This window comes from Monashia sp. HAY1-5C, from assembly GCF_056755255.1.
In genome coordinates this window covers 1-25670 of sequence record NZ_JBPGXG010000024.1, presented here as the reverse complement: position 1 = coordinate 25670, position 25670 = coordinate 1, and the positions used below count along the sequence as shown (strand labels likewise).

Genomic DNA, 25670 nt, shown 5'->3' with positions numbered 1-25670 from the left:
ACCATGCCCTCCGTCACCGACCCCGCGCTGGCTCCCGCCAGCGCCTCCGGGCTCACCGCGCCGGGTGCACCCAGCGCTGCATCACCCGAACCCGGCCTGACGCCGTCCGTGACGCGCCGCTCGTGGGTCCCCACCGTCGTCCGCGGCGGTCTCCTGGGGAGCCTGTTCCGCAGCCCCAAGGCCGTCGTCGGCCTGTCGCTTCTCGGTGCGTTCGCCCTCCTCGCTCTCCTCGCGCCGGTGCTCGCCCCCGGTGATCCGACGGCGATCGGCGACCTTGCCTCCGAGGCGCCGAGTGCGAGCCACTGGCTCGGCACGACCGCGAAGGGGCAGGACGTCCTGGCACAGACGCTCTGGGGCGCTCGCAGCTCGCTCGCCGTCGGCTTCGTCGTCGGAACGGTCGCCACGCTCATCGGGGTCGTGGTCGGCCTGGCCGGGGCCTACTTCGGCTCGGTCGTCGACGACGTGCTGTCCCTCGTGACCAACGTCTTCCTCCTGCTCCCAGGGCTGCCGCTGCTCGTCGTGCTCGCGGCCTTCCTCCCGCCGGGTTCGGCGACGGTGGTGCTCGTCCTCGTCGTCACCGGATGGGCCGGCAGCGCGCGGGTGCTACGAGCCCAGGCGCTCTCGATCCGCGGCAAGGACTTCGTCGCGGCCGCGATCGTCTCGGGGGAGCGGGCCTGGCGGATCATGTTCCGGGAGATCCTGCCCAACATGGCGTCCGTCGTCATGAGCACCTTCCTCGCGTGCGTCATCTTCGGCATCGGCGCCCAGGCCGGGCTCGAGTTCCTCGGCCTTGGTGACAGCTCGGTCGTCAGCTGGGGCACGAACCTCTACTGGGCGAGCAACGACGGCGCGCTCATGTCGGGCGCGTGGTGGGCCTTCGTCCCGTCGGGCCTGAGCATCGCGCTCGTCGCCTTCGCGCTCGCCCTCGTCAACTACGGCGTCGACGAGGTGACCAACCCGCGGCTGCGCGGCCGCCGGCGCAAGGCGGCGTCTCGCTCCTCCCGCTCATCGCGCGCCGCGACGCGCCCGGTCGCTGCAGCGGAGGTGACTCGATGAGCGCGCCGCTGCTCGAGGTCGAGCACCTCACCGTGGAGTACGCCGTCGGTGCCTGTCCCGTCGTCGCCGTGCGCGACGTCAGCTTCGCGATCGGTGAGGGCGAGGTCTTCGGCCTCGCGGGCGAGTCCGGGTGCGGCAAGTCGACCATCGCCATGGCTGTGCTGCGCCTGCTCAAGGAGCCGGCACGCGTCACGTCGGGCGCGATCCGCTTCGCGGGCGAGGATGTGCTCGCGATGGACGAGGCCGCCCTGCGCGGCTACCGGTGGCGCCGCGCGGCGATGGTCTTCCAGAGCGCGATGAACTCACTCAACCCGGTGCTGACGATCGGCGAGCAGCTCGGCGACATCTTCACGACGCACGAAGGCGCGACGCGACGTGGTGCCCGGAAGCAGAGCGCCGAGCTCCTCGAGCTCGTCGGCATCGACGCCTCCCGCCTGCGCTCGTACCCGCACCAGCTCTCCGGCGGCATGCGCCAGCGGGTGGTCATCGCCATGGCGTCGGCGCTGCGGCCCCAGCTCCTCGTCATGGACGAGCCCACGACCGCGCTGGACGTCGTCGTCCAGCAGGAGATCATGGCCCAGATCCAACGACTCCAACGGGAGCGCGGCTTCTCGGTCCTCTTCATCACCCACGACATGTCGCTCATGGTCGAGCTGTCCGACCGGATCGCCGTCATGTACGCCGGCCGTGTCGTCGAGCTGGGGGCCGCCGGACGCATCTTCGACCATCCCGAGCACCCGTACACGCAGTCGTTGATGAGTGCGTTCCCGCCTCTGCACGGGCCGCGGGTCGAGCTCGTCGGACTCGCGGACCGCGTGCGCGCGGGTGGGTCCTCCGACGGGTGCGGCTTCCACGTCACGTGCCCGCCCGACCGGTCCGACTGCTCCACCAGCATTCCCGACCTGCGTGAGGTCGAGCCGGGTCATTGGGTCGCCCGCTCGGGCTCGACGGGCACAGCCGGGACCAGCACCACGACACCACGCGTCGCAGCAACGAACGGAGCCGGACGATGACTGTCGCCCCACCGACACCGCCGGCCCCCACCGCCGGCCCCCTCACCGAGCCGGTCGTCCGGGTCCGCGGTCTGGTCAAGGAGTTCCGGCTCGGCGGCCTCTTCTCGCGCAACCGTGTCCGAGCCGTCGCCGGCATCGACCTCGACCTGCCGCGCGGCTCGATCGTTGCGCTCGTCGGGGAGTCCGGCAGCGGCAAGTCGACGATTGCCCGGTGCCTGGCCCGCCTGGAGCAGCCGACGGCCGGCTCCGTCGTCCTCGACGGCGTGGACGTGCTGCGAACCGAGCGGCGCCGGGCGAGCCGGGCCTACCGCCGTCGGGTGCAGATGGTGTTCCAGGACCCGTTCGGCTCGCTGAACCCGGCTCACCGCGTGGAGCACGTGCTGCGCCGGCCGCTCGAGATCCACGGGCACACGACGTCGGCGCGGCAGACCCGGGCGCGGCTCGTCGAGCTGATGGAGGCAGTCGGGCTCGACCCGGCACTGCTCGAGCGCTACCCCCACGAGCTGTCCGGAGGTCAGCGCCAACGCGTCGGCGTCGCGCGGGCACTGGCCGCGGAGCCGGACGTCATCCTGGCTGACGAACCCACGTCGATGCTCGACGTGTCGGTGCGGGTCGGACTGCTCAACCTCATCCGCCGGCTGCGAGACGAGCGTGGCATCGCCATGCTGTACATCACTCACGACCTCGCCTCGGCGCGCTACGTCGCAGACACGACGAACGTCATGTTCGCCGGCGAGCTCGTCGAGGGCGGGGAGTCGCTCACCCTCATGGACGAAGCCGATCACCCGTACACGAGGCTCCTGCTCTCGGCCGTTCCAGACCCGCACCGCGCGACGGCGCTCGACCCCGATGATCGCCGCGCACTGCGCGAGGCGGTGCTCCACCCGACGACGTGTCCTCACGGCGGGGACTCCCAGAACCCCTGCAGTGACGTGAATCCCGTGCACCACTGGCTCTCCCGAGAGGCCGGTCGGGAGCACTGGGTCCGCTGTCACCGCTACGCGCCCGCCTCGCCCCTTGCCTCGCGCGTCATCGCCGAGGCGGTGTCGGCCGCCGGCGACGGCGCGGAGACCAGCCCGACCACGACCCACGCCACAGCTCCGAGGACCTGATCCCATGACGACCGCCGACCTGCCGCGCCCCGACCGCAACACCGCCGCTCCGGCTGGGGGCACCCGCCTCGAGCCCGACCTCGTCGCGGACGCCGAGGCCGACCCGCACCGGCCGAGGTTCCACTTCGTCGCACCGGCGGGATGGCTCAACGACCCCAACGGCCTGTGCCAGTGGGGCGGCACGTACCACCTCTTCTACCAGTACAACCCGTACGCGCCGGTGCACCATCGCATCCACTGGGGGCATGCGTCCAGCCGCGACCTCGTCACGTGGACCGACGAGCCGGTGGCCCTCGTGCCCGACGACACGGGTCCTGACCGCGACGGTTGCTGGAGCGGCGTCCTCGTCGACGACGACGGTGTGCCGACGATCGTCTACTCGGGCAGGCGTGAGGGTCGCGAACTGCCTTGTGTCGCAGTGGGTTCCCTGGATCTGCGCACCTGGGTCAAGGAGCCGGCCAACCCGGTGATCGACGACACGCCGGTTGGTCACGACGTGCCGGCTTTCCGCGACCACTGCGTCTGGAAGGAGGGTGACGTGTGGCGCCAGCTCGTCGGCTCCGGGGTACGTGGCCGGGGCGGCGCGGCGTTCCTCTACGAGTCGAGCGACCTGCGCGACTGGACCTTCGTCGGCCCCCTCGTCGTCGGCGACGCCTCCATCGGGGCCCCGGGCGACCCGGACTGGGCGGGCACCATGTGGGAGTGCGTCGATCTCTTCCAGCCACCGACCGCCCACGTTGACGCCGCGGCAGACCGGGACCTGGCGTCGCCGGCCTCCCACGTCCTCGTCTTCTCGGCCTGGCACGAGGGCGTGACCCACCATCCGCTCTACCTGAGCGGCGCCTACACCGGGGACACGTTCACGCCCGAGGCGGTCCACCGTCTCGACCTCGGCGGTCGCTACTTCTATGCCCCGCAGAGCTTCTCCGACAACCGTGGACGACGCATCCTCTTCGGGTGGCTCCAGGAGGGGCGCACGGATGATGACGCCATCGCCTGCGGATGGTCGGGTGTCATGTCGTTGCCTCGCCAGGCCGTTCTCGGACAAGACGGCGAACTGCACCTCTCACCCGTCGAGGAGGTCGCGTCGCTACGCGGCCGTGAGCACCGGGTCGAGGTCACCGAGCTGACGCGTGACGAAGCGACCCTCCTCGGACGCGGCGACCAGCTCGATGTCGAGTTCACGCTGACGCTGGCGCCGGACTCGACGATCGCCCTGGCCGTACGTGAAACCGATGACGGCGAGGAGACCACTCTGCTCGAGATCGCCCGGGGCCCAGAGGGTTCCACGATCGGCAACGTACGCCTCAACCGATCGCGGAGCAGCCTCGACGCGTCCGTCGACGCGACCGACCGCGCCGGGACTGTGCCGGTGGGCGACGACGGGCGGGTCGACGTCCGGGTGCTCGTCGACCACTCGGCGCTCGAGGTCTTCGTCAACGGCCGCGCCCTCACCGCCCGCGTCTACCCGACACGACCGGACGCCGTCGGCTGCTCCCTCAGGCTCCTCGCCGGTTCGGCGACGCTGCGCAGCTCGTCGAGCTGGGAGATGCGCGACATCTGGCACGGCCCGCGAGCGCTGTGGCCAGAGCCGTGACTGCCTAACCCAAGCAGACCCGCACGTCAGGGGACACCGACTGTCGTGCCCGGTGCAGCGGCGACACCTCGCCGACCACCTCAGGGAGCTTCCGAACCGGCCGGATCCGGTGCAGTTCGGGGGGTCCCCACATGAATCCACTCACCACACGTCATGACCCGTTCGGGGCCGGCTCTGACAACGTTGTCAAAGGATCCTCACGTGATACGCCATCCCTTCCTCGTCGTGCTCGCGGCTGCTGTCGCCACGACCGTCGCTGTGCCCGCCGCCGCGGTCACACCTGCCAACACCACCGAGACCAGTCAATGGCGGCCGACCTATCACTACACGCCGGCTGCCAACTTCATGAACGACCCCAACGGCCTCATCCAGTACAAGGGCGTCTACCACCTCTTCTACCAACACAACCCGTGGGGCAACACCGCCGGGAACGGGTCCTGGGGGCACGCCACCAGCACGGATCTCGTCCACTGGACCGAGCACCGGGTCGCGATCGCTGCGGACGCCAACGAGGAAGTCTGGTCGGGCAGCGTCGTGCTCGACAGGGCCAACACCTCCGGGTTCGGCACCGCGACCAACCCGCCACTGGTGGCCATCTACACCAGTCGCGACAAGGACACCGGTCTGCAGCGTCAGGCGCTGGCGTTCAGCCTCGACGCCGGCGAGACGTGGACCAAGTACGCAGGGAACCCGGTGCTCGACATCGGCTCCCACGACTTCCGTGACCCCAAGGTCAGCTGGAACGAGAAGACCGGCCGGTGGGTGATGGTCGTGGCCAAGTCCGTCGAACGGAAGGTCGGGATCTACTCCAGCGCCGATCTCAAGACCTGGCGGCACGAGAGCGACTTCGGTCCCGCAGGAGCGACGGGCGGCGTCTGGGAGTGCCCCGACCTGTTCCCCCTGCCCTACAAGAACGCGGCCGGGGCAACCACGACAAAGTGGGTGCTCACCCTGAGCGTCTCAGGCAAGGTGCAGTACTTCATCGGCGACTTCGACGGCTCGACCTTCACCTCCCCGGACGCGTCGTACACGCCACCTGCCGGAAGGGTCATCAGCGACTTCGAGGGCGACACATGGGACCCGGGCTGGACCACGACCGGGACCGCCTTCGGCAACGGTCCCGACACGCCACCCGCCGACGTCTTCGGCGCGATGGGCAACAAGTACGTCGACAGCTATGGCAGCGGGGACGCGGAGAAGGGCACCCTGACCTCACCGGACTTCCAGATCGACAAGCCGTACCTCAATCTGCTCGTCGGCGGCGGGAACTACCCCCACGTCGAGGGTGGCTCCACGGCCCCGCCCGCGGGAGATCTCTTCGCCGACTTCGAGGCCGACGGGCTGCAGGCGGGCTGGACCGGGACCGGGAGCTTCACCGACCTGGTGAACACCACGTGGAGCGACCTGCCGGGCCGGGTCGGTCGCGGTGTGCTGGACACCTGCTGGGCCGGCTGCGACCCCGCCGTGGGCACCGTGCGCTCGCCCGACTTCACGATCAGCCGCGACTTCATCAACCTGCTCGTCGCCGGGGGCAACCACCCGCTGTCCGGACCGGAGCCGACCGCGGTGTCCCTGGTCGTCGACGGCCAGGTCGTTAGGTCCGAGACCGGGGACAACTCACCCAACCTGAACTGGCGGGCCTGGGACGTCAGTGCCCTGCGCGGCAAGAGCGCCCACATCGAGGTCACCGACCAGCGCACCGCCGACTGGGGCCACCTCATGCTCGACCACATCGTGTTCTCCGACACGGCCGCCGCACCCTGGAGCCAGGAGACCACCGCCAACCTCGTCGTCGACGGGCAGGTGGTGCGATCCGCCACCGGCACCAACAGCCCCTCGCTCGACTGGACCTCATGGGACGTCGCCCAGCTGCAGGGCCGGACCGGGCACCTGGAGTTCATCGACGACGCCACGGGCGGCTGGGGCCACCTCTACGCCGACCAGCCCATGCTGGCCGACGCGCCGGCGCTCGACAGCGCCGCGCGCACGCGATGGATCGACCACGGCGCCGACTACTACGCCGCGGTGACCTTCAACAACCTGCTCGGCGACCGACGGGTGCAGATCGGGTGGATCGGCAACTGGGACTACGCCAACTCCACGCCCACCTCACCATGGCGCGGTAGCCAGTCGATCGCGAGAGAGCTGGCCCTCACCGATGTGGGCGGACGTCCGACGCTGGTGCAGAAGCCCGTCGTGGAGCTGAACAAGAGCCTGGGCAGGGCAACCACCCAGAGCGTCAACGGGATCACCGGCAGCCGGACACTCGACCTGCGGGGGACAGCCCTCGACCTCGACGTCTCCCTCACTCCGCACGGGACGAGCGACGCCGGTGTCGTGGTCCGCAAGGGCCGAACTCAGGGCACCCGCATAGGCTGGTCCAACGGGCATCTCTACGTCGACCGGAGCGCCTCGGGTGAGGACTCCTTCAGTCCGGTCTTCGACCGGACACAGCATGTCGCCGTGCCGCTCGTCGACGGCCAGCTGAAGCTGCGGATCCTGGTGGACCGGTCCTCGGTCGAAGTGTTCACCCGCGATGGTCGGGTCGCGATCACCGACCTCATCTTCCCCGACCTCTCGAGCGACGGCATCGCCGCCTACGCGGTAGGCGGCACCGTCGACGCGAAGGTGGTGGCGCGGGCGATCAACTGAGTGGCGAAACTCGCCGCGGTCCGGTTCGAAGTGCTCGCTCAGCGCCTCAACGGCCCGATGCCGAGTCGAGGGATCCGGCTCCGCGCAGGGGCCTCGCCCGGGAGTCTGCTTCGATCGCACGACATCCGACAGGCGAGGCCCCGGCGCGGAGCCCGCCGTTCGAGTGGCACCCGCCAAGCCGCGGCTTGGTCTCCACAGGCGGAGTCGCCGCGGAGTCGATCCGCCGGACCCTGCGACATTTCCGTCGGGGAGTTGCCGAACGGCCGTCGTCTCTCTTCCTGTCTCATTCGTCGCTGGTCCCGTTTGTTCGGCGACCTTCCAGCGCACGCCGGCGTGCGGGCCGTGTTCTTCGAGATGGCCAGAACGTCGCCTCGTACCCGTCGATCCGGCGCACCCTGCGCAGCTACGGCAACCTCGTCGGGAACCACACGTGGAGCCATCCGGACCTCACGCTGCTGTCGAACACCGCGGTCACCTCGCACCTGAACCGGATGGAGTACGCGCACGACGGCGGTGGTGACCGGTCGCAGACTGTGCCCGCCGTCGACATCCTCATCCCGAAGCTGCGGGCTCGCGGCTACGTCATCGGGGGCTCATGGCCCGCTGACGCGACCATGCCGAGGCTAGGCCTCAGATCCCTCGTCCCGCACCGTCTGCCATTGCTTGCACCGCCGGCAGCGCTGGGCGTGCAGGGTGTCGCTGCCGCCCACGACCTGCCAGTCATGCCTGCCCATCCGGCACAGCCACGGGAGCTTCTTCGTACGAGCCACCACTCCTCCTCTGCGTGGTCGTGCCATGTCGGGCAGCGCGCCTGCTGGATCCCCGGCCGGCTGTGCTGCTCACCTGCGTGACATACCCCGCGACGTGGCTCCCACTCGTTCACCTGCCGGTGGCGAGTGCGGCGACGTAGCGGCGGCATTCTCGAACGCACGGGACCGGGCGGGAGGACACTGCTGGGGAGGGGCATCGAGGCACCAGTGATCAAGGGGCCCGCGCATGAACAGGTTCGCAGAGGGGTCCGAGGACAGCGTCGCGGTGATGTCGCGCCAGGCGCTGGTAGGTCGTCTCACCCAGGTCAAGGAACAGTTCCGCGCGACCAGCGACATCCTGAAGGTGCTGACGAGCTCGTCCGGCGACCCGGACAGCGTCTTCGACGCGGTCGTCGAGAACGCGCGGACGCTGCTCAACGCGGCCACCGCCCAGATCTACCTCGTCAAGGGTGCGACGTACGTCCTCACTCGCGAGAGCGGCATGTCGGAGCAGCACCGCCGCTTCCTGCAGGAGCACCCCATCACGCGCGACCGGGGGACCCTGGTCGGGCGCGTCACGATCGACCGTCGGATCCACTACATCACCGACGCGCTCACCGACCCGGAGTACAACCGCTCCGACATCCAGCGGGTCTCCGGGTTCCGCTCGATGATCGGCGCGCCCCTCATCGTCGGGGACGAGGTCGTCGGGGCGCTCAACGTCCAGCGCAACAGGGTGGAACCCTTCGACGACGTCGACGAACGCGTGCTGGCGACCTTCGCCGAGCAGGCTGCTCTCGCGCTCCGCCACGTCGACCTCTTCGCCGCCCTCGAGAGCAGGACTGCCGAGCTGGCGCGCAAGGTCGAGCAGCTGGAGGGCCTGGCCGACGTCGGGGCGGCGATCAGCTCGAGCCTCGTACCCGACGAGATGCTCGCGACGATCGTGTCGCACGCGGTCCAGCTGTCCGACACCGACGGCGGGTCGCTCATGGAGTACGACGAGTCGACCGGACTCTTCAGGGTTCGGACCGTCTACGGCACGGGCGACGACACGGTGGCTGCCCTGCGCGCCGCCGAGATCCACATCGACCGCACGTGGGTGGGCAAGGCTGCTCGAACCCGCCGCGTCCTGCAGATCCCCGACCTCGACGAGGCCCAGCTCGACGAGCACCTCGCCGTGCTGCACGCATCCGGGTGGAAGTCGCTGGTCGCCGTCCCGCTCGTGCGCCCGGACCGGGTCGTGGGCGCGCTCGTGGTGCGGCGCAAGCGGACCGGCTCGTTCAGCGGAGAGACGTGCGACCTGCTCGACACCTTCGCCAACCAGTCGGCGGTCGCCCTGACCAACGCGCGCCTCTACCAGGAGCTCGAGCTCAAGAGCGCCGACCTCGCGGAGGCGAGCAAGCACAAGTCGGAGTTCCTCGCGAGCATGTCGCACGAGCTGCGCACGCCCCTCAACGCCGTCATCGGGTTCTCCGAGGTGCTGCTCGAGAAGATGTTCGGCGACCTCAACGAGCGGCAGGAGGACTACCTCAGGGACATCCACGCCGCCGGCCACCACCTGCTCGCACTGCTCAACGACATCCTCGACCTGTCGAAGATCGAGGCCGGGCGGATGGAGCTCGACCTCACCACGTTCCCCGTGGTCGACGTCATCGGCCAGGCCCTGTCCCTCGTGCGCGAGCGCGCGGCGCTCCACGGCATCCACCTGTCCCTCGACGCCGGGGAGGGCCTCGGGCTCGTGACGGCCGACGAGCTCCGGGTCAAGCAGGTGCTGCTCAACCTGCTCAGCAACGCCGTCAAGTTCACGCCCGACGGGGGGTCGGTTCGGGTGCGCGGGCATCGTGAGGGGAGTGAGCTCGTCGTGACCGTCGCCGACACCGGCGTCGGCATAGCGCCGGAGGACCAGGCGCGCATCTTCGACTCGTTCCAGCAGGGCAGCCGCTCGGCGCCGACGGCCGAGGGCACGGGTCTCGGGCTCACGCTGAGCAAGCAGATCGTCGAGCTGCACGGCGGGACGATGTGGGTGGAGAGCACGCCCGGGCAGGGCAGCACCTTCGGCCTGCGGATCCCGCAGGCGGGCCCGGACGCCGAGCCGCACGACGAGTCGCCCGGCGAGCGGTGGATGGTCGACGAGCCCGCGGAGCCGGGACCCACTGTCGTCGTCATCGAGGACGACCCGAGGTCGGCCGAGCTCGTCGAGCTGCACCTGCGCACCGCCGGGCTCCACGCGGTGAGCGTCGGCACCGGCGAGGCAGGCCTCGAGGCCGTCCGCCGTCTCCTGCCGGCGGCGGTCGTGCTCGACATCCATCTCCCGGGCATGACCGGGTGGGACGTCCTCGAGGCCCTCAAGGCGGACGCGACCACGGCGGTGGTACCCGTCGTCGTCGTCAGCGTCGAGCCCGAGCGTGGTCGCGGACTCGCCTTGGGCGCAACGGAATACCTCGTCAAGCCGGTGCGTGGGGAGCTGCTGCTCGCCGCGATGGCGCGAGCCCTCCAGCACACTCCCAGCACCGCTGAAGAAGGCACCCTGCCGCAGGGGCGCAGCGTTGTCGTGGTCGACGACGACCCGCTCGCGCTCAAGCTCGTCCGCAGCACCCTGGAGCCGCTCGGCTGGACCGTCCACACGTGCTCCGGCGGCCTCGAGGCTGCAGACCTCGTGCGTTCCGTGAAGCCGTCGGTGGTGATCATGGACCTGCTCATGCCGGGTGTCGACGGGTTCGCGGTCATCGACGAGCTGCGTGCCGACGGCTCGCCCAGCGGTCCGCCCATCGTCGTCCTCACGGCGAAGTCGCTCACGCCGGAGGACCGCCGTCGCCTCGAGGGCCGCATCGCCTTCGTCGCGGAGAAGGCCGGGCTCGACCTGGCCAGCCTTGCCCACCGGCTCGCCCAGGTCGCCGCGGCAGGCCCGGCAGGGGACGACGTGGCGGGCCGGGGGGACGGCGTCTGACCCGCCCGCCGCCACGTCGACGTGGCGTCGACGTGGACGTCGACGACAGCGGTGGCGGCGGTGTGTGGGCGTGTGCAGGGCAGCACGCCGACGCCCGAAGGCGGCCACTCGTGACGCGGGTCCGGCCCGTCCGGGCCGATCTCGGCTGCCCGATCGTGCCCGACCCGGGCATTCGCCGGATGCGGTGCGCCCGGCGGGAGGACACTGCTGTGGGGAGTCTCGACCTTCAGGCGCAGAGCAGCGCACGGGCGTGATGGGGGGACTCGGTGACCGAGTTCGAGCAGCGCGACGACACGATCGACAACGACCGGGCCGACCTCGACGGACGCCCCGCACCGGCGGGACGGCACCTTCATGGATGCAAGGGGGAGTCGTGACCCGGCCACCCGTCGTCCTGCTCGTCGAGGACAACCCGCGCAACCTCAAGCTCGCGCGCGACGTCCTGGAGTATGCGGGCTTCGCCGTCGTCGTCGCGACCACCGGTGAGGAAGGGGTGGAGCAGGCGCGCTCCGCGCTGCCCGACGTCATCCTCATGGACCTGCAGCTGCCCGGGATCGACGGGTTCGCCGCACTCGAGCAGCTCCGCGGCCACGCGCCCACCGCGCACATCCCGGTCGTCGCGCTGACGGCGTTCGCCATGCGTCGTGACCGCGAACGCGCCCTGACGTCAGGCTTCGCCGGCTACCTCGAGAAGCCGATCAGCGTCCGCGACTTCCCTGCGCAGGTCCGTCGGCACCTGCCCGGACGCGACGAGGCGGGGGAGCGGTGACGGCGGCGCCCGCCCCGGTCGCACCCCTCGCGGGTGTGCGGGTGCTCGTCGTCGACGACCTCGAGGAGAACCGCAAGCTCATGCACGCCGTGCTCGAGCCCCGTGGTTTCGTCGTCCGCTCGGAGCCCTCGGGCACGGCGGCGCTCGCGGCCCTCGCCGAGGCGGAGTTCGACGTCGTCCTGCTCGACGTGCTCATGCCCGGCATCGACGGCTACGAGACCTGCGCGCGGATCAAGGCCGAGCCGCGGACGTCGCTGCTTCCGGTCGTCATGGTCACGGCGAGCGGCGTGCAGCAACGGCTGCGCGCCCTCGAGGTCGGCGCCGACGACTTCATCACCAAGCCCTTCGACCAGGCCGAGCTCTTGGCCCGCGTGCGGTCGCTCGCTCGCGTGAAACGTCTGCACGACACGGTGCTCGAGCAGTCGGCCGCCCTCGAGAAGTGGAACGCCGAGCTCGAGTCGCGTGTGGCCGAGCAGGTCGACGACCTCGAGCGGCTCGGGCGGCTGCGACGCTTCCTGTCCCCGCAGATCGCCGGGCTCATCGTCGAGTCGGGCGACGAGTCGTTCCTCGAGAGCCACCGGCGTGACATCACCACGGTCTTCACCGACCTGCGCGGCTTCACCGCCTTCGCCGAGACGGCCGAGCCCGAGGAGACGATGTCGGTGCTGCGCGACTACCACTCGGCGCTTGGCGAGCGCGTCTTCGCCTACGAGGGCACGCTCGAGCACTTCGCCGGTGACGGGCTCATGGTGTTCTTCAACGACCCACCGCCGTGCCCGGATGCCCCCGAGCGGGCGGTGCGGATGGCCCTCGACATGCGGGACCGGGTCGACGAGCTGACCGCCGTCTGGCGGCGGCGCGGCCACGACCTCGGCTTCGGGGTCGGCATCGCCCAGGGCTACGCGACCCTGGGCCGGGTCGGCTTCGAAGGGCGCTGGGACTACGCGGCCATCGGCACCGTCACCAACGTCGCGGCCCGGCTGTGCGCATCGGCCACCGCCCGGCAGATCCTCGTCAGCCCGCGCGTGCTCGCCGGGCTCGACGGACGCTTCGAGACCCGCTCGCTCGGACCGCTCCAGCTGCGCGGTCTCGCCCGACCGCTCGAGGTCCATGAGGTCCTCGGGATGACTCTCGCCGAGGAGGGGGTGGACCCGTGACCGACACCAGCATGACCGACACCAGCACGACCGACACCAGCACGACGGACGTCAGGACGACCGGCACCGGGTCTCCGAGGCCGCTCCGAGAGCTCGCCCCGGACGAGGTGGACCGGCTCTTCGACACCCTGCAGGCTCGGCTGCCCGGGATCTGGGGTCACTTTCGCCAGGACGACCCCCTCGAGTCGGTCGTCATCGTGCCGTCGATGAGCGTGGACCGGATCGGCCCCTCGGCGGGTGCGATGAACCAGGCCATGGAGGAGCGGTTCCTCTTCATGCTGCTGCTCCTGCGCCAGCCGCGGCTGCGGATGGTCTTCGTGACGTCGATGCCGATCAGCGAGGAGATCGTCGAGTACTACCTCTCGCTGCTCCCCGGCGTCATCCCCAGCCATGCCCGCGCCCGCCTCACGCTGGTGTCGGTGGGCGACTCGTCAGCGACGCCGCTCACCGACAAGCTGCTCACCCGCCCGCGGGTGGTCGCGCAGCTGCGCTCGCTCATCCCCGACCCCGGCCGTTCGCACCTCGTGCCGTACAACAGCACGACCCGTGAACGCGACCTCGCCCTCCTGCTCGGCATCCCGATGTATGCCGCCGACCCGCGGCTCTACCCCCTGGGCACGAAGACCGGCTGCCGGAGGGTGTTCGCGGGGGCCGGTGTCGCCCACCCCTTCGGTGCCGAGGATCTCCACGGCGTGGACGACCTGGTCGACGCGGTCCTCGACCTGCACGCCGCGCGGCCGGCGGCCGAGTGGGCCATGGTCAAGCTCAACGAGGGCGCGTCCGGGTCGGGCAACGCCCTCGTCGACCTGCGGGACCTGCCGGAGGCCGACGGGGCCGGTCTCCGCGCGGCGGTCGACGAGCGCGTGCGCGGCATGCGGCTCGAGAGCGAGGAGACGCCGAAGGAGGCGTACCTGCGGCGGCTCGAGGAGCGGGGCGGCATCGTCGAGGAGCGCGTCGTCGGCGACGAGGTGCGCAGCCCGAGCGTGCAGATGCGGGTGACGCCGCCCGGTGAGCTCGAGGTCCTCTCGACGCACGACCAGATCCTCGGCGGGCCGAGCGGGCAGGTGTACCTCGGCGCCCGCTTCCCCGCCGACCCCGCTTACGCGACGACGATCACCCGTGACGCCGAGAAGGTCGGGCGGGTGCTCGCCGAGAAGGGCGTGCTGGGCCGCTTCGCCGTCGACTTCGTCGTCGTGCGCCGCGGTGACGCGTGGGAGGCCCACTCCATCGAGATCAACCTGCGCAAGGGCGGCACGACCCACCCCTTCCTCACCCTCCAGTACCTCACCGACGGCGTCTACGTCGCGGAGGAGGGCGTCTTCCGCACCCCCGGCGGCGAGGAGCGCCATCTCGTCGCCACAGACCACCTCGAGGACCCGGCACTCATGGGACTGCGCGTCTCCGACCTGTTCGACCTCGTCGCACGGTCCGGCCTGCACTTCGACGCCTCCCGGCAGTCGGGCGTCATCTTCCACATGATCAGCTCGATCACCGAGTGCGGCCGGGTCGGCATGACGGCGATCGCCGACACGGCGGACTCCGCCCAGGACCTGTTCGACCGGGCGGAGTCGGCGTTGCTCGCCGAGGCCCGTGCGGCGCTGGTACCGCCCTCGGTGCCGTCCTGAGCACCGACACCCCGAGGCGCATCCGGACGGTGTCGGCGCGGCTCGCCCGGGCCGTCGACGGGGACGGGCAGTAGCGCGGGGGTTGCCGGTAGGACTCGGGCATGCTTACTATCTACGCATACACGCAAACTCGCAGCTAAAGCCTCGTCCTGAGCGAAGCTGTCCCGGCCCGCGGGTGCAGCGTTCGAGGCCCATGGATGGCGAACGGCGCGCACCGGCGGAACACGACAGGGAGGGCGTCACGCCGGTGGCTCCCCGGGCGCCCCGGCGCTCGCGGGGGGTCGCCGGAAAGCGCACCGCCGCAAGGGATTGCGCGCTTCCACGAGCCGAGGAGCGAGAAGCAGCGAACGGAGAGAGGGAGCCATGAGCAGTACCCAGAGCGAGCACCGCGCTCAAGCCCACCCACACCCCCACCCGCATCCCCATCCCCACGATGACGGTGGCCACCACGACCATGGTGGACACGGCCAGGACAAGGGACTTGGCCACGGACATGGCCACGGACATGGCCACGGACATGGCCACGGACACGGTCATGACCACGGCGAGGGGCGCGGACACGAGCACCGCGGGGGGATCGTCGGGTTCCTCAAGGAGCTGTTCGTCCCGCACTCGCACGACAGCGCCGACAAGGTCGACTCCGCTCTCGAGACCAGCCGCGAGGGCATGCGGTGCCTGAAGATCAGCTTCGTCGGGTTGCTGCTGACCGCCGTGGTCCAGACGATCGTCGTGCTCTACACCAACTCGGTGGCGCTGCTCGGCGACACCCTGCACAACTACGCCGACGCCCTCACCGCGGTCCCGCTCGCCATCGCGTTCATCGTCGGGCGCCGGGCGGCAACCCGCGCCTACACCTACGGTTACGGCCGCGCCGAAGACCTGGCCGGGATCGTCGTGGTCGCGCTCATCGCCCTGTCCGCCGCGTATGCCGGCTACGAGGCGGTCATGCGGTTCATGAACCCCGGCGAGGTCAAGCACCTGGCGGTGCTGGCGATCGCGGGCGTCGTCGGGTTCGTCGGCAACGAGGTCGTCGCGCAGTACCGGATCCGCACCGGCCGACGCATCGGGTCCGCGGCCCTCGTGGCCGACGGGCTGCACGCCCGCACCGACGGGTTCACCAGCCTCGCCGTCGTCTTCAGCGCCGGCGGCGCCTGGCTCGGCTTCCCGATCGCCGACCCGGTCATCGGCGTGCTCATCACGGGCGCGATCCTCTTCGTGCTGCGCGACGCCGCCCGGGAGGTCTACCGCAGGCTGATGGACGCCGTCGACCCGCACCTCGTGGACCAGGCCGAGCAGGTCATCCGGGCCACCCCGGGTGTGGTCGACGTGACCGACATCCGGCTGCGCTGGCACGGCCACAAGCTGCTCGCCGAGGCCCGCGTCACCGTGGACTCGACGCTGTCGCTGATCGACGCCCACCACCTGAGCCACCAGGTCGAGCACGACCTCGTCCACGGTGTGCGACGCCTGACCGCGGCCACCATCCATGCAGAGCCGCTGGCCCGCGACGCCGACCGCGCGCACGCCCTGGTCAGCCACCACGACTGAACCCACCGGCCCCACGACGCCCGACAACCCGCGAACAGACAGGAGCACGCCCGCATGATCGACGCCGACCCGAAGTACATCACCTTCGACTGCTACGGCACCCTGACCGCGTTCGGGATGAGCGCGGTGACCCGGAGGCTGGTCGCCGACCGGGTCCCGGCCGAGGGTATGGACGACTTCCTCGACGACTTCGAGGCCTACCGGATCGACGAGGTGCTGGGGGCCTACAAGCCCTACCACCAAGTGATCAACGACGCGCTGGCCCGCACCGCGAAGCTGTGGGGGATCGAGCACCGTGACAGCGACGGCCAGGCGATCTACGACTCGGTGCCCTCCTGGGGACCCCACCCCGACGTCCCGGAACCCCTGGCCGCGCTGGCGCAGCGCTACCCGCTGGTGATCCTGTCCAACGCCGCCGACGAGCAGATCCACAGCAACGTCGACAAGCTGGGCGCGCCCTTCCACGCGGTCTACACCGCCGAGCAGGCCCAGGCCTACAAGCCCCGGTTGCAGGCGTTCGAGTACATGCTCGACCAGCTGGGCTGCGGTCCGCAGGACATCCTGCACGTGTCATCAAGTCTGCGCTACGACCTCATTCCCGCGCACGACCTGCGGGTGACCAACAAGGTCTACGTCAACCGCGGCTACGAGCCCAGCACGCCGTACTACGGCTACCACGAGGTCAGCGACCTCACCGGTCTGGCCGCCCTGCTCGACCTCTGACGACACCCGGACCGGGCCGGCGCGCCTCGCAGCGACGTGCCCGGGCCGGTCGCCACCGAAACCCGTCACCGCGGCCCCCGGCCGCACCCGCGAAAGGAACTCCATGAAGCGACGCGACATCTTCATCAACGTGGCCAAGCCCGGCCACGGGGAGCAGGCACGGAAGTACCTCGAGGACTGGCTGCGGTCGCTCGACGGGCACCCCGGGTACCTCGGCGGATCCGTGCTCGAGGAGGTCGCCGGTGAGCTGCTGCCGGACACCGTGGTCCTCATCATGGAGTTCGAGTCCACCGAGGCGGCCCGAGCCCTGTGGCCCAAGATCGAGAACACGACCAACCCGCTCTACCCCGACGACAAGAGCGACAAGACCCCGGACCAGGGCACCGCCTTCTTCGACGGCACCAAGGACGCGGTCGCCGCCAATGGCGAGGTCCCGCTGAAGTTCACCCGCGGCGACGGGCTCTTCGCCCGGATGCTCCACATCCATGCGGGCGTCGTCGCCGAGGTCGCCGCCGCCTGAACTGGGCCCGGGGGAGCGGCTCGGCGCGGCTCAGCTCTCGGCTGCTGCGCCGGCCTCGCCCGCCTCACGGATCTCGCGCACCGAGGTGTCCGCGCGGTGGTGCTCCGGGATCCCGCCCGCGGCGTGCTCGGCCTGGTAGATCGCATCGGCCACGAGCTGGCGAACGTGCTCCCCCTCGATCCGGTAGAAGACCTGGTTCGCCTGGCGGCGGGTGGAGACGAGCCTGGCCATCCGCAGCTTGGCGAGGTGCTGGGAGACGCCGGGCGCCGGCTTCCCGACCGCGTCGGCGAGCTCGTTCACCGGCATCTCGCCGTCCAGGAGCGCCCAGAGCAGCTGGACCCGCGTGGCGTCGGAGAGCATCCTGAAGACCTCGACCGCGAGGTCGACCTGCTCGCGGGACGGCATGGCCCGCGGCGTTCGCGAAGCTGCGCGCATGCGAAGACACTAAGGCGCTGTCGTGGGCCGGGCAAGAACAGCGCGCGAGGCCGCGCTCGCATACCTTAGGACAGGCTTTCCTGCGTTGTCGACAGTCTACACATCACCTATGGTATGCGCATGTCGAAGACCCTCATCCCCTCCGGACCCGCCGAGGTGGGTCACACTCACGCCGACGTCTCCGGAGGCGCGCTGCGCGCCTCCGTCTTCGGGGCCATGGACGGCCTCGTCACCAACATCGCCCTCGTCGCGGGTGTCGGCGCCGCCGGCGTCGCCCCCCGCTACGTCATCCTCACCGGGCTCGCCGGGCTCGTCGCCGGTGCCTTCTCCATGGCGATGGGGGAGTACACCTCCGTCAAGACCCAGAACGAGCAGGTCGACCGGGAGTGGGAGAAGGAGTCGGACGAGATCCGGCAGCACGCAGCGGCCGAGGAGCACGAGCTCGCCGAGATGTTCGCGAGCATGGGCATGACCGAGGCCACCGCCGCCGCGGCGGCACGTGACGTCCACCGCGACCCCGAGCACGCGGCCCTCGTGCACGTGACCCAGGAGCTCGGCCTGGACCCGCGCGAGAAGCCGTCGCCCCGCGTCGCAGCGGTCTCCTCGTTCGTCACCTTCTCGCTGGGCGCGATCATCCCGCTGCTGCCCTTCCTGCTGGGCTTCACCTCCCTGTTCTACGGCCTTGCCGTCGGCGGTGTGGGACTGTTCGTGGCCGGCAGCCTGGCCTCCATGGCGACCGTCGTGCCGTGGTGGTTCAGTGGCCTGCGGCAGCTGGGCTTCGGGGCGATGGCCGCCGGCGCGACCTACCTCGTGGGACTGGCGATGGGCGTGGGCGTCACCGGCTGACGCTCCACAGGGGCTGAGCTCAATGGACGTGCTGGAGAAGCGAGTCGCCCTCGTGACCGAGGGCAGCCGGGGCCTCGGGCTGGCAATCGCCCGGCAGCTCGCCCAGCTCGGCTACCGGGTCGTGCTGACCGCCGCTGACGCGCACCGCGCCGACGAGGCGGCCAAGGGCCTCGAGGGCTGGGCGAGCGGTGATGTGGCCGGTGTGCCGATGGACGTCAAGGACGACGCCTCGGTACGGTCCGCCTTCGAGCAGGCGGTCGGCCTCTACGGCTCGGTCGACGTCCTCGTGTACAACGCCGAGCCCGACGTCGAGGGGCCGCGGCACCGCGCCGCGGCCCCGGACCTCTCGACGGTCCGCACGACGATGGAGGCCAGCCTCTTCGGGGCCTGGCGATGCGCGAGCGAGGCGGTCCCCCTCATGAGCGCGCGGGGGTACGGCCGCATCGTCAACGTGTCGAGCCCCCTGGGCGGGACCGAGGGCACAGCGGCGCCGGGCTCGCCCGCGGGCCAGGTCTCCACGGCCGCCCTGGTCATGCTGACCCAGGTCCTGGCCGCCGAGGTGGAGTTCGACGGCATCCTCGTCAACGCCGCGTCGCCCGGCTGCACCCGCCCGCCCGCGAGTCCGGACGCCGAGCGCCCGTCGGACCTGGCGGCCGACACGGCGGTGTGGCTGGCGACGCTGCCCGACGACGGACCCACGGGCCGGTGCTTCGACGAGGACCGTCAGGCGCTGGCCGCCGGAGATCGACCGTAGGGGAAGCGTGAGCCGCCCCCGAGCGCAGACCCGCCCCGGAGGCCACCCATGGGTGGTCCGGGGACTCGGTTCAGCCGGCCTGCGGGCCGCCACGGGACGCGAGCCGACGCTTCAGCGTCACCACCCCGTCGTCGAAGTGCTTCTTCAGTGCCGCCACCGCGCCGTCGACGTCGTTCTGCCGGATCAGGTCGCTGATTCGGCGGTGCTCCTCCACGAGGTCGTCACGAGTGTCGTAGGCAGCGCTCAGCACGCCGAGGCACAGCCGGGTCTCGGAGATCACCGTCGTGAACATGCGCTCCAGGCGCGGGCTGTCCGCCGCTGCGACCAGTGCGCTGTGGAAGTCCAGATCCCGGGAGGCCACGGTGTTCCAGTCGTCGGCCCGCTCCGCCGTCTCCATCGCGCGCACGATCCTGTCGAGCGCCTTGGACGCGGAGGCTGTCCGCGACAGACCTGCCAGGCGCCGCACGGCGGTGGTCTCCATCGCCTCGCGCACCAGGTAGATGTCGTCGACGTCCTCGGGCGTCATGACCGGGACGAACACCCCTCGATGGGGCTCCCTGAGGAGGAGCCCCTCCTGGATCAGCCGCTGCAGCGCCTCACGGACCGGACCACGACTGACCCCGAAGGTCGTCGCGAGCTCCACCTCGTTGAGCTGGGAGCCCGGGGGCAGGGCGCCCTCGACCACGTCGGCGCGAATTCGATCTCCCACCATCGAGGCCAGGGTGACCCGTGGGATCGGGCTCGGCGAGCTCTGGGCGGCCATCGGACAACTCCTCGAAAATGCGCGCGGCCCCGTCCGGCCACGGTTCACCTGACGTCGTACCCAATCGGCACAACAGTCGACAGTATACGGACCGCATACGTCAGGAAAGGGGCGATTTACGCGCTGGAATCGTCCAGTTTTCAAGAGTCAGAACGCAATTCGTCAACTGAAAGTTGTTGACAAAATACAGACTGCATGGTCTGCTGAGGAACTGAACACACCCCTTGCGTCCAACGATGCACGCACACCTAGGAGTTCAGAAATGGGTCGACTTCGCTGGGCAAGTGCCCTGGCACTTGTCGGATTGACCGCCACGGCCTGTGGCATGGGCGGCACCCCGAGCAGCGACGGCGCCAACGGCGCCGGCGGACGCGTCGTCTACGCGGAGTTCAAGACTCCGCAGGCGGCCTGGGCGTTGGAAACGGATGACGCCATCGATCTCTCGAGGGCCGGATGCCTCGAAACCCTGACCCGTTACCAAGAGGGCGGGTCAGTCGCGCCGAGCCTCGCCACCTCGTGGAAGCAGGTGAAGCCCACCGTCTGGAGCTTCACCCTCCGCTCCGGCGTCAAGTTCCAGGACGGCACGCCCATGGACGCCAGCGCGGTGGCGGGAGCCTTGAACCACGTGCTCAAGGCCAAGACGCCGGCCCGGGCGTTCAAGCCGAGCATGGTCGTCGGGGTGAAGGCGGTCGACGCCTCCACCGTCGAGATCACCACCAAGGCGCCGGACGTGCTCCTGCCGCTGCGCGTCGCGAGCCCCAACACCGGGATCCTCGCGCCGAAGGCGTACACCGGCGACAAGATCGACATCCAGGGGACGTGCACCGGCCCGTTCACCGTGGTCAGCGAGGTTCCCGGGCAGTCGCTCGAGCTCAAGCGCAACGACAGCTACTGGGGCGGCAAGCCCCACCTCGCGTCGGCGGAGGTGCGGTTCATCGTCGACGGCGCCACCCGGGTCACCCAGATCCAGTCCGGTGAGGTGCAGATCGCGTCGGCTGTCCCCGCGGTGTCGCAGGCCACCCTCCAGGGGTCCAACAACATCAAGGTGGACTCGCTCCAGGCGCCCCGCACCACGGCGCTCATGCTCAACAACTCGCGCCCGCCGTTCAACAACCCCTTGGTGCGTCAGGCGATCCAGCACGCGGTCAACCTCGACGCGATCGCGAGCAGCGTCTACGAAGGCGGCGCCAAGCCGGCCAGCGGACCCTTCTCGCCCGACGACCCGTGGGCGCCCAAGGGCGCGAAGCCCGCGGCGTACGACCCGAACGAGGCCAAGCAGCTGCTCAGCCAGGCAGGGGTGGACCCGAGCTCGCTGAGCTTCACCCTCATCGCCTACAACGACCGGCCCGAGTTCGCCGACCTGGCCGCGGTGATCCAGGACCAGCTCGCCAAGATCGGCATCAAGGTGAAGATCAAGGCGGGTGAGTACGCCTCGTTCGAGCCTGACTTCCTTGCCGGCAACTACGACGCCGCCCTCTTCTCGCGTGGCTACCTCCTCGACGTCGGCGAGCCGGCCGGCTACCTGAGCTCGGACTACGGCTGCAAGGGCAGCTTCAACATCGCCCACTACTGCAACCCGCAGACCGACGCCATGATCCAGAAGGTCGCCGAGACGCCCGACCCCGAGGCCCGGCACGAGCTCTACGCCAAGATCGCCGAGAAGCTGCAGGCCGATGCAGCCAGCGTGTTCCTCGTCCAGGAGTCCCTGACGACCGCCGTCTCGTCCAACGTCAAGGGCTTCAAGACCCACCCGCTGAACTTCTACGTGCTCACCGCGGACCTCAGCGTGGGCTGACCCGCATCGACGACGGGGGGACGGCTCGGTCCCCGGACGGCTCTGGCGGGCCGACCGTCCCCCCGGACACGACCCAGGAAGAGAGTGGACAATGAAGTTCACGCCGTACTGGCTTGACACCTCCCCCAAGGGACCGGACCGGTCGACGACGGACGTGGGCGGCCACGTCGACGTCGCCGTGGTCGGGGCCGGGCTGACCGGCCTGTCCTCGGCCCTGCACCTGGCCCGCAAGGGCGCCACGGTCGCCGTCTTCGAACGAGAGACCGTCGCATTCGGCGCCTCCGGGCGCAACGGCGGGATGGCGACTACCGGGCTGTCGATCGGGTTCCGGGACGCCATCTCCCGTTACGGGTTCCCGACGGCGAGCACGCTGTTCCTCGCCTACAACGACGCGATCGACACCGTCGAGAAGCTCGTCGGCGAGGAAGGCATCGACTGCGACTTCGCCCGGACCGGGAAGCTGAACCTGGCAGCGAAGCCGGCCCACTACGAGGGGTTGCGCAAGACCCACGAGGTCCTGGCCGAGCGGTTGGGCTACGAGACGCAGATGGTGCCCGGACACGAGATCCGTTCCGAGATCGCCAGCGACTACTACCACGGTGCGATGGTCGACCCGAAGGGCGCCGGCCTGCACGTCGGCAAGTTCACCCGCGGGCTCGCCGAGTCTGCGGCCCGCCTCGGCGTGCAGATCCACGAGAAGGCGCCGGTCGACGAGGTGGTCCGCCGGAGCGGCACCCAGCACACGGTCGTCACACCACGCGGCAGCGTGACCGCCGACCAGGTGCTGGTCGCCACCAGCGGCTACACCGGGCGCCCGTTCCGGTGGATGCAGCTGCGGATCGCGCCGGTCGGCAGCTTCATCATCGTCACCGAGCCACTCGGCAAGGAGGTCTGTGACCAGCTGCTGCCGAACCGGCGGATGGCCTCGGACTCCAAGAACCTGCTCTACTACTTCCGGATCACGCCAGACCACCGTCTGCTGTTCGGCGGCCGCGCCCGGTTCGCGATGTCGAGCCCGCAGTCGGACGAGAAGAGCGGCCGGATCCTGCAGAAGGCGATGGTCTCGGTGTTCCCGCAGCTCGCCGACGCGCGGGTCGACTACTGCTGGGGTGGCCTCGTCGACATGAGCCTGGACCGCATGGTCCACGCCGGCGAGCACGACGGGCTCTTCTACTCCCTCGGCTACTCCGGCCACGGTGTGCAGATGGCCACCTACATGGGCAAGCAGATGGCGGAGTACCTGAACGGCGTCCCGGACGCCAACCCCTGGCGCGACCTCGCCTTCAAGCGGATTCCCGGCCATGTGGGCCCGCCCTGGTTCCTGCCGTTCGCCGGCGCCTACTACAAGTTTCAGGACGTCATCAAGTAGTCCCGAGCTTCGACCGGTCTTTGTCGACCATTTTCTGGAGTAATGCGATGTTGACCTTCTTGACCCGCCGGGCGGCCACGTTGGTGGTGACGTTGGTGGTGGTTTCGGGCCTGGCGTTCCTGATCCCGTATGCCGGTGATGGGGATCCGGCCCGCAAGATCCTGCGGGCGCGGGTCAGTGACCCGGCGCTGGACCCCTCGCAGGTGGCGGCGTTGACCCACGAGCTGGGTCTGGACCGGCCGTTGTACGTGCAGTACTTCGACTGGTTGCGTCAGGTGGTGACGGGCAACTTCGGGTTCTCGTTCACCAGCCGGGAGCCGGTGCAGGAGCTGGTGGTGCCGGCGTTGGGGGTGTCGATGACGTTGGCGTTGGCGTCGTTGCTGCTGGCGTTGGTGCTGGCGTTGCCGCTGGGTACGTGGGCGGCCACGGCGCGGGGCGGGAAGGTGGACAACGTGGTGACGTTCACCTCCCAGAGCGCGGTCTCGGCCCCGGAGTACTGGGTGGGTCCGGTGCTGGTGCTGGTGTTCGCGCGCACGATGGGCTGGCTGCCCTCGGGTGGGTGGAGCGGGCTGAGCTACCTGGTGCTGCCGGCCTCGGCGTTGGCGCTGCGCCCGCTGGGCTACTTCACCCAGGTGACCCGGGCGGCGATGACCGACGTGCTGGCCGCCCCGTACATCACCGCGGCCCGGTCCCGGGGGCTGAGCTTCCCGCAGACGCTGGTGCGGCACGGGCTGCGCAACAGCATGCTGCCGGTGATGACGTTGTTCTCGTTCTGGTTCGCCGGGCTGCTGGGCGGGTCGGTGGTCATCGAGGTGATCTTCAACATCCCCGGGATGGGGCGGCTGCTGTACACCGCGGTGCTGAACAACGACGTGCCCGTCATCCAGGGCGGGTTGATGTGGATCCTGGCCCTGGCCGTGATCATCAACACCGCCACCGACCTGCTCTACGGCGTCCTCAACCCCTCGATAAGGGTGACCAGCCATGCCTGAGACCGTGCCTGAGACCGTGACCCGACCGGCCACCGTGCCCGGCCCGCGACCCAACCAGCGCCCCTCGGCGCTGTCCTCGGCCACGCCGCACCGGCCCAACGTGCTCTCGCTGATGCTGCGCGGGGCCCGCGGCCGGCACTGGACCTTCGGCATCGGGGCGGGGCTGCTGGCCCTGGTGCTGCTGGTCCTGGCGCTGACGCCGTGGATCGCGCCGCACGACCCGGCCGTGCAGGACCTGAGCCAGCGGCTGGCCGGCCCCTCGGCCCAGCACTGGCTCGGCACCGACCACCTGGGCCGGGACGTGCTGTCCCGGCTGATGTGGGGCGGGCGGTTCTCGGTGACCATCGCGGCGATCACGCTGGTGATCTGCGCGGTCACCGGCGGCATCATCGGGGCGCTGGCCGCCCGCCGCGGCGGCTGGGTCGACGAGCTGGTGATGCGCAGCGTCGACATGCTGATCTGCTTCCCGGACGTGGTCGTCGCGCTGTTCCTGATCGCTCTGTTCGGCCCCGGGTACGGCACGCTCATCGCGGCACTGACGATCACCGGCTGGACCCCGTTCGCGCGGCTGATGCGCGGGCTGGCGCTGGAGATCAACGCCAAGGACTACGTCGAGGCCGCCGAGATCCTCGGCTCACCCAAGGCCTACATCATCTTCCGGCACGTCATCCCGAACGCGGCCCGGCCGGTGGTCGCGATGGGGTTCCTGCGCTTCGGGCACAAGCTGATCACCGTCGGGGCGCTGTCCTACCTGGGCCTGGGCGTGCAGCCCCCGGACTCCGACTGGGGCAAGATGCTGCTGGACTCCCAGCCCTACATGGAACGCGCACCCCTGCTGGGCATCCTGCCCGGCCTGGCCATCTTCATCACCGCGCTGTCCGTCACCATGATCGGCCAGGGCCTGGACACCAAGAAACGCCGCAAGCGCGGCCCGGCCACCGTGCCGCCCGACGCTCCGGCCCAGGCCACCGCCCCCGCGGCGGTGCCCGCGGGCGGGGCCCTGCAGGACGGGGAAGTGCTGTGATCCACGACGCACCGTCCGCGGCCCCCATCCCGCGCACCACCTTCGCCTCGATCGTCACCGAGCGGCTGAGGACGACCATCGTCAACGGCACCCTGGAACCGGGCTCGCAGCTGAACGAGCTGGAGCTGGCCCACAGCTTCGGCGTCAGCCGTGGACCGGTCCGCGAGGCGCTGCAGCGACTCGTCCAGGAGGGGCTGCTGCTCAGCGAGCCCCATCGAGGGGTG

The 25670-nt window shown here is 70.3% G+C and carries 22 protein-coding genes; 20 read left to right on the top strand and 2 right to left on the bottom strand.

Going from position 1 to position 25670, the window contains the following annotated elements; translation table 11 throughout:
- Positions 1-3: 3 nt before the first annotated feature.
- The 13 genes from ACR9ZK_RS05910 (at position 4) to ACR9ZK_RS05850 (ending at position 17468) form a co-directional block, all read left to right on the top strand.
- Positions 4-1056: an ABC transporter permease gene (locus ACR9ZK_RS05910; protein WP_481340960.1), complete on the top strand. Its 1053-nt coding sequence runs from the start codon at positions 4-6 to the stop codon at positions 1054-1056.
- Complete coding sequence (locus ACR9ZK_RS05905) at positions 1053-2069, top strand: ABC transporter ATP-binding protein (RefSeq protein ID WP_481340959.1); 1017 nt, start codon at positions 1053-1055, stop codon at positions 2067-2069. The genes ACR9ZK_RS05910 and ACR9ZK_RS05905 overlap by 4 nt, the downstream gene beginning before the upstream one ends.
- Positions 2066-3181 (top strand): ATP-binding cassette domain-containing protein, encoded by a 1116-nt coding sequence (locus tag ACR9ZK_RS05900; RefSeq protein ID WP_481340958.1) that lies wholly within the window; start codon positions 2066-2068, stop codon positions 3179-3181. The genes ACR9ZK_RS05905 and ACR9ZK_RS05900 overlap by 4 nt, the downstream gene beginning before the upstream one ends.
- Positions 3182-3185: 4 nt before the next feature.
- Positions 3186-4778 carry a glycoside hydrolase family 32 protein gene (locus ACR9ZK_RS05895; RefSeq protein ID WP_481340957.1) on the top strand — a complete coding sequence of 531 codons (1593 nt, stop codon included), beginning with the start codon at positions 3186-3188 and terminating at the stop codon, positions 4776-4778.
- 201 nt (positions 4779-4979) lie between these two features.
- Positions 4980-7430, top strand: a complete 2451-nt coding sequence (locus ACR9ZK_RS05890) for a glycoside hydrolase family 32 protein (protein ID WP_481340956.1) — start codon at positions 4980-4982, stop codon at positions 7428-7430.
- A gap of 185 nt (positions 7431-7615) precedes the next feature.
- A complete protein-coding gene (locus ACR9ZK_RS05885) occupies positions 7616-8281 on the top strand; it encodes a polysaccharide deacetylase family protein (RefSeq protein WP_481340955.1) in 666 nt (221 codons plus the stop codon).
- A 145-nt stretch (positions 8282-8426) separates the two neighbouring features.
- Positions 8427-11126, top strand: a complete 2700-nt coding sequence (locus ACR9ZK_RS05880) for a GAF domain-containing protein (RefSeq protein WP_481340954.1) — start codon at positions 8427-8429, stop codon at positions 11124-11126.
- Between the two features lie 373 nt (positions 11127-11499).
- Entirely contained in the window at positions 11500-11895 is a 396-nt protein-coding gene (locus ACR9ZK_RS05875) for a response regulator (protein ID WP_481340953.1), read from the top strand.
- On the top strand, positions 11892-13052 hold the full coding sequence (locus ACR9ZK_RS05870; protein WP_481340952.1) for a response regulator: 1161 nt from the start codon (positions 11892-11894) through the stop codon (positions 13050-13052). The genes ACR9ZK_RS05875 and ACR9ZK_RS05870 overlap by 4 nt, the downstream gene beginning before the upstream one ends.
- A complete protein-coding gene (locus ACR9ZK_RS05865) occupies positions 13049-14677 on the top strand; it encodes a peptide ligase PGM1-related protein (RefSeq protein WP_481340951.1) in 1629 nt (542 codons plus the stop codon). The genes ACR9ZK_RS05870 and ACR9ZK_RS05865 overlap by 4 nt, the downstream gene beginning before the upstream one ends.
- A 363-nt stretch (positions 14678-15040) precedes the next feature.
- On the top strand, positions 15041-16225 hold the full coding sequence (locus ACR9ZK_RS05860; RefSeq protein WP_481340950.1) for a cation diffusion facilitator family transporter: 1185 nt from the start codon (positions 15041-15043) through the stop codon (positions 16223-16225).
- 54 nt (positions 16226-16279) lie between these two features.
- Positions 16280-16948, top strand: a complete 669-nt coding sequence (locus ACR9ZK_RS05855; protein ID WP_481340949.1) for a haloacid dehalogenase type II — start codon at positions 16280-16282, stop codon at positions 16946-16948.
- 103 nt (positions 16949-17051) lie between these two features.
- Positions 17052-17468 carry an antibiotic biosynthesis monooxygenase family protein gene (locus ACR9ZK_RS05850; RefSeq protein ID WP_481340948.1) on the top strand — a complete coding sequence of 139 codons (417 nt, stop codon included), beginning with the start codon at positions 17052-17054 and terminating at the stop codon, positions 17466-17468.
- A gap of 30 nt (positions 17469-17498) precedes the next feature.
- Here the strand turns inward: ACR9ZK_RS05850 and ACR9ZK_RS05845 are convergent, their stop codons facing one another.
- Positions 17499-17903, bottom strand: a complete 405-nt coding sequence (locus ACR9ZK_RS05845; RefSeq protein WP_481340947.1) for an ArsR/SmtB family transcription factor — start codon at positions 17901-17903, stop codon at positions 17499-17501.
- Positions 17904-18023: 120 nt separating this feature from the next.
- Here ACR9ZK_RS05845 and ACR9ZK_RS05840 point away from each other — a divergent pair, with 120 nt between their 5' ends.
- Both ACR9ZK_RS05840 and ACR9ZK_RS05835 read left to right on the top strand, forming a co-directional pair.
- A complete protein-coding gene (locus tag ACR9ZK_RS05840) occupies positions 18024-18749 on the top strand; it encodes a VIT1/CCC1 transporter family protein (protein WP_481340946.1) in 726 nt (241 codons plus the stop codon).
- 22 nt (positions 18750-18771) lie between these two features.
- A complete protein-coding gene (locus ACR9ZK_RS05835; protein ID WP_481340945.1) occupies positions 18772-19503 on the top strand; it encodes an SDR family NAD(P)-dependent oxidoreductase in 732 nt (243 codons plus the stop codon).
- A gap of 70 nt (positions 19504-19573) precedes the next feature.
- Here the strand turns inward: ACR9ZK_RS05835 and ACR9ZK_RS05830 are convergent, their stop codons facing one another.
- On the bottom strand, positions 19574-20266 hold the full coding sequence (locus ACR9ZK_RS05830; RefSeq protein WP_481340944.1) for a GntR family transcriptional regulator: 693 nt from the start codon (positions 20264-20266) through the stop codon (positions 19574-19576).
- A 325-nt stretch (positions 20267-20591) separates the two neighbouring features.
- Here ACR9ZK_RS05830 and ACR9ZK_RS05825 point away from each other — a divergent pair, with 325 nt between their 5' ends.
- The 5 genes from ACR9ZK_RS05825 to ACR9ZK_RS05805 form a co-directional block, all read left to right on the top strand.
- The gene (locus ACR9ZK_RS05825) at positions 20592-22061 is read left to right on the top strand and encodes an ABC transporter substrate-binding protein (protein ID WP_481340943.1); all 1470 of its coding nucleotides are present in this window, start codon (positions 20592-20594) and stop codon (positions 22059-22061) included.
- Positions 22062-22152: 91 nt separating this feature from the next.
- The gene (locus tag ACR9ZK_RS05820; RefSeq protein WP_481340942.1) at positions 22153-23430 is read left to right on the top strand and encodes an NAD(P)/FAD-dependent oxidoreductase; all 1278 of its coding nucleotides are present in this window, start codon (positions 22153-22155) and stop codon (positions 23428-23430) included.
- Between the two features lie 47 nt (positions 23431-23477).
- Entirely contained in the window at positions 23478-24422 is a 945-nt protein-coding gene (locus ACR9ZK_RS05815) for an ABC transporter permease (protein WP_481340941.1), read from the top strand.
- On the top strand, positions 24415-25446 hold the full coding sequence (locus ACR9ZK_RS05810; RefSeq protein ID WP_481340940.1) for an ABC transporter permease: 1032 nt from the start codon (positions 24415-24417) through the stop codon (positions 25444-25446). The genes ACR9ZK_RS05815 and ACR9ZK_RS05810 overlap by 8 nt, the downstream gene beginning before the upstream one ends.
- The coding region (locus tag ACR9ZK_RS05805) for a GntR family transcriptional regulator (RefSeq protein WP_481340939.1) at positions 25443-25670 on the top strand (228 nt) is incomplete at its 3' end. The genes ACR9ZK_RS05810 and ACR9ZK_RS05805, both read left to right, overlap by 4 nt.